A 3,264-nucleotide genomic window follows, 5' to 3' on the forward strand; every position below is an offset into this window, starting at 1 on the left:
AGCTTTTTAAAAAAAGAAACAACCTCTACTATAATTAACGTTGTATGGGCTTAGCTTGATAGCGATGTATGGTGACCCCTTTACGAACATTTTTATTCTCATACGTCTAAACATAAAAAGAGTTCATCCTATTATGACTGTCGAAGACGTACGTAAAGCTTACTTTGGAGAACTTGAGTGCCATGCCCGAAAATATGCAGAACAAAAATAATGAAATCATAGAAAAGGCAAGCACGAAGCTTGCCTTGTTTTTTTATTCTGTTGGACCACTAGTATTACCCGCCCTATCAGTAACACGATAATATATGGGAACACTTCTATTTTTTATTTTTTTAGCATCAGCGAATGGAATTTCAATTTCAATCGAGCTATTAACTTCATCTTCATCTATCGTATAGTCGTGTGTATAACCATCCCAATGGAGTATAACAGTATCTCCAGGTTGCATAGCTGGGTAAGGTGGTATTGTAACTTTAATCCCCTCTGTTGCACCTTCCGTATCAATCATGTCAATATCCAAAGGATTTAATTCGTTATCAGAATTATTTGATTTATCAGCAACCATCCTTATCTCCCCCTTTAATTTAATAATTACTACGTACCACGATAGTACTTCTATTTTATGTAAGCTTATACCTTTTATTGTCTAGTAGATGTTAAGAAATCGGAGAAGTAGTTCTACATTCCCAAAAGGTACACCTTTTAATGTGGTGTAATTTCTATGAAAAACAATGTGTCAAAAAGTTCGAGATAATATTTTGCAGTACTTCAAAAATACATAGACCTTTTGAATCATTTATGAATTGCTGTAAATTAGTATCCCAAAACCGATTATTTTTGGGATGCTCAAATATCGAGAGATTTTTGCTGTTGTTTTTTCGAAAAACTACTCCAAAACAAAAAAATGTAAATTTTCTCGTTTTGGGGGTATTTACATTTCTTAGCTTGATAGTGATGCGGCTATACCCCATATTGATATAAAGGCGTTATCCTTTCCTATGATTTCTCAGAAAGAATAACGCCTTTTTCTTTTTAGGGGGTATTTTGTCTAGTTAGCTTGATAGCGATGTGGTTCTACCCCTTATAAATGTTACAAAAATCTTTCAAATAGCTCTAACTTGCACAATGCTTCCCGTTAATATAATACGCTGATTCTGTGAAAACCGTAAATACAACCTCTACTTCTGGAAGTCCAAAATCCATTACATATGTAGTAATGGCCTTGGCAAATCGATCACGAATTTCCTGTCCACGCTCGAACCATTTCACTTCAATAAGAGGAAACGCTTCTATTTCTTCTCCATTGAATACAAACGTAGAACTTGGTAGTTCCAACGTAAAATTATCCGTACCACACTCACAAATCTCTGCGAGCTCTTCTACTAATGGCTTGCTTATGTGTTTTAATTGTTCAGTAGTAATTCCACGAAACACAACATGCGGCATGTGAATCCCTCCGTTAGATAGCTTTATATTTGCTCACATCATAGCACAATTTATTTTGCTGCACTAGAATCTATTGATACATTTCAATGACATTCTTAAGAATGATCATATGTTATTGAAGCAATACAAGTATTGTAACTATTTAAAACATGTGAGAGCTCGGTAATTGGGTAAATAAAAAATGCCTTATCATTCTCCCTGTAAGGAGGCATGAGGCGACCTCTATTAGAAAAAGGGATGGTGCGCTAATATATTTTAAAAAGAAAAGACACCCTAAAGTGCCTTCCTCCGACTTGATAACCACTTTAATTTTAATAACATTGGATTCCCATCCGAATATTATTTTACCACGTTAAGTAATGTTGGTCATTGAGAAAGTCAAATACGTAGTGTTCATATATAGTGACCCCTAGGATCAAACAAGATTTAATACAGTTTTTTGGTTGATCCAAAAACAAACGAGAACCCTAAAACCGCGCCAAGATAGGAATGTATAAAAAATTGAATAGATCCATAGAACAAAAAAGGCGGATTCCCTATGAGAGTAAGGGTCCGCCTTTTTCCTTTCTACCGATAATGAGACGTTATGTTAACTGAGCACGTATACAATATACAAGAAAATCTGCATATCTCTTTCTCTTCTATATGGTACCATTTATAGTAATATGTATTATCCAATGAGGAGAAGTGATGTTAGATGTCAATGACCGATGAACAATTTGATAAGTTTTTGGATTATTGTTATGAAAATTTAGTGGAGAAACAAACAAAACTGCTTCAAGAATATGCAATAGGAACATTTGATGAGTATTGGTATGACCAAGAAGAGAGTATTTTACAGTTCAAATCAAATAACCAAGTAAAGTTAGAATTCAATGTTATTTTTATTGGTTCTTGGTCAAAGAAAAGTGACAGTTGGATGTGGTCTTGGGCAAACAAAAGTATGACTGACAATGTAAGGAACAATTCACTTAAAATTAAAGAACTTCAGCAGCTAACAGGATTTGATATTTTTGCAAATCCTTCTTTTGAGTGTAATGAAAGTACAGCACATGAACTCACTGCTTTTGCAGTGGAACACCTTCAAGCAAAAGGAATGTATATATCTCCAAATAGTCAAACGGAACTCTATATGGCAATTATGTCGACAACTACACGATAACAATAAAGATCGCTTTTTGTACTTCCGATAACGAGAATTATGTCAAAAGTAAAACCGTCCATCAGGACGTTTTTTTATATTTTTTACTTAGCTTGTTTTTTTCCAAAATGCTGGAGATACCCCATCACCATCAAGCTAAGAAAATACAACTACCCCCAGAACGAAAAATTGTGCTTACTTGTAATAAAAATCTCATTTTTTCGTTTTGGGGTGTTATAAAATCTTTAAGTTGATGGGCATAGGGTGGGACCCCACATCCATCAACTTAAGGATTTAGACTATTCTTAAACTTAAAAGCACGTTACTATTCTCTTATGTTAATGAGAAAGGGTGACGTGCTTTTTATGAATATGCATCAAAAACAAGAGCTGTCTTTATTTGCCGAAGAGTTATATCGATATATGTCTCCCTCTACACTTAATCAATTAGCTATAGAAGCAGGTGGAATGGAATGAAACGAAAACGTAAGTGCCATGGGCACCATTTTTTATCTTTGTGTGTATGGTTAAATCAACAAATCTCTACAACCTCTCTTACTCAACTTTGTAGTCAATTAGAAACTTCTACTGGAATTTTATTAAGTCCTGCGGGACTGAATCGACGATTTAACTCGGCTTCTGTAGCCTTCTTTCGAAATGTATTTACTACACTTCTAC

General features: G+C 34.5%; 3 protein-coding genes and 1 pseudogene. 2 read left to right on the forward strand and 2 right to left on the reverse strand.

Annotation, left to right across the window (positions count from 1 at the left end; translation table 11 throughout):
- Positions 1-253: 253 nt before the first annotated feature.
- Together BAU23_RS19060 and BAU23_RS19065 are read right to left on the reverse strand one after the other, a co-directional pair.
- Positions 254-565: a hypothetical protein gene (locus tag BAU23_RS19060; protein ID WP_071735024.1), complete on the reverse strand. Its 312-nt coding sequence runs from the start codon at positions 563-565 to the stop codon at positions 254-256.
- A gap of 548 nt (positions 566-1,113) precedes the next feature.
- Positions 1,114-1,446: a DUF1904 family protein gene (locus BAU23_RS19065; protein WP_001120954.1), complete on the reverse strand. Its 333-nt coding sequence runs from the start codon at positions 1,444-1,446 to the stop codon at positions 1,114-1,116.
- A 697-nt stretch (positions 1,447-2,143) separates the two neighbouring features.
- Between BAU23_RS19065 and BAU23_RS19070 the strand changes: the two genes are divergently transcribed.
- Positions 2,144-2,608 carry a DUF6882 domain-containing protein gene (locus BAU23_RS19070; RefSeq protein ID WP_071735025.1) on the forward strand — a complete coding sequence of 155 codons (465 nt, stop codon included), beginning with the start codon at positions 2,144-2,146 and terminating at the stop codon, positions 2,606-2,608.
- A gap of 344 nt (positions 2,609-2,952) precedes the next feature.
- Positions 2,953-3,264, forward strand: a pseudogene (locus BAU23_RS19075) (IS4 family transposase); the annotation flags it as partial.

Origin of the sequence: Bacillus nitratireducens (assembly GCF_001884135.1) — a bacterium.
Lineage (GTDB): Bacteria > Bacillota > Bacilli > Bacillales > Bacillaceae_G > Bacillus_A > Bacillus_A nitratireducens.